Annotated in this window: 1 protein-coding gene; it reads left to right on the top strand. The window is 60.2% G+C overall.

Features of this window, described 5'->3' with window-relative positions:
* A partial coding sequence (locus tag ABZT06_RS50555; protein WP_355756711.1) for a hypothetical protein occupies positions 1-1428 on the top strand: 1428 nt, incomplete at both ends.

Here is a 1428-nt window from a genome sequence, read left to right as displayed (position 1 = left end):
CCCCCCGCACCAGCAAGCAGTCCGTATCGCCCCCCACGTCCTCAACCCCACCACCCCCCCCTCGACCGACATCCGCGGCGGCGTCGTCCCCGAGGAGGACCACTACAAAGCTTTCACCGAATGGTTCCGGATACCCGGAAACGAAAACAGCTATCCACTGCAAACCGAAACTTTTCCCATCCAGAGCACACGCAAAGGGAAGCTAGTAAAGATACAGATCGGACCCTTCGTCAAAGATCTTCGAGGCTCCGGGCTAGTCCTGAGCGATCGGCTAAGAGAGCTCTTCCTCGCAAATCAATGGCAGCTGCGCGAAGAAGGCCTACGCTGGAAAGCTGAGTCCGCTGGCCGGTTTGCCGAACGTCGGATGCTGGCCGCTTTCGAAGCATTCTTTGAGGTCAACAACGCATTCCCCACTGCAACGCGTAAACGCTTCTTGGTCTGGGGTGAGGACCTCGGTTCGTTCGTGGACAACATTTCGCATACCGGTCGAGTATCGCACGATATCGGGCTGCGGGAATTCCTGGAGCGTAACGGAGCTGTCACGCGGGACCTTCCCGGCAACAAGTGGAGGGTCAGCAGCTGGCCGCCGAATTCCGTCTCCCCATCTAAGGCAACCCCGGTGACAGCGGCCCCGCCGGCCTGGTGGCCAGGTCGCAGCCGGTACCTCACACCGGGCCCTGGGAGTGCTGCGTCTGCCGCACAGCCGGACCACTCGATGCCAACGCAGGCTGAGATGACTGCCGCTGCCGCAGCCTACGAGGCCATCGCCGAACATGGGCTGAGCAGCAGCAGCGCCGACCAGTACGTGGCTTACTATCTCTGGTTCCAGCGCCCTGAAAACGAGAACAACATACCGGACAGAGGGGCGAGGTTCCCGGTCTTCAATCCGCACGCGGGTCAGGTACGGCAGGTCCCTATCGGCACATTGGTGGAATCTCTCCGTGATAGTGGCCTTCACCTCAACGATCCCTTGAGGGACCTTTTGCGGAAACATCACTGGCCCCTTATCGAGGAAACACTGCCCAATGGATTTTCGCACTGGCGACTCGAATCTTCCGGCGCATGGGCTGACCGCAAGTACACGGCAGCCTTCGCGGCATTCCTCGCGGCAAATGAAGAGAATTTTCCCTTCTTGAGCAAGGTGCCTACCGTAGTATGGGGCGAGCGAATCTCATTTATTAGGCAAACTCTTACAAATACCGGTCGCAAGGAATATCATGCTGGTCTTCGCCAGTTCCTGGAGGCGCACGGTGTTGAGACGGTGGATATAGGCGAGGGGAAGTGGAAGGTTACGAGGTGGCCGAGTTCCGTTTCGGCGACGGATGCAAAGCCAGTGACGGAGGCTCCGCCGGTGTGGTGGCCGGGGCGGAGTCTGTATCTGGGTGGGGCTGGTGGCGGTGGGCGGGCCGAGGAGGTGGAGGCGGAGTC

The organism is Streptomyces sp. NPDC005483 (assembly GCF_040606035.1).
Taxonomy (GTDB): Bacteria; Actinomycetota; Actinomycetes; order Streptomycetales; family Streptomycetaceae; genus Streptomyces.
The sequence above is the reverse complement of the archived record's forward strand: the minus strand, read 5'-3'. Positions and strand labels throughout refer to the sequence as shown.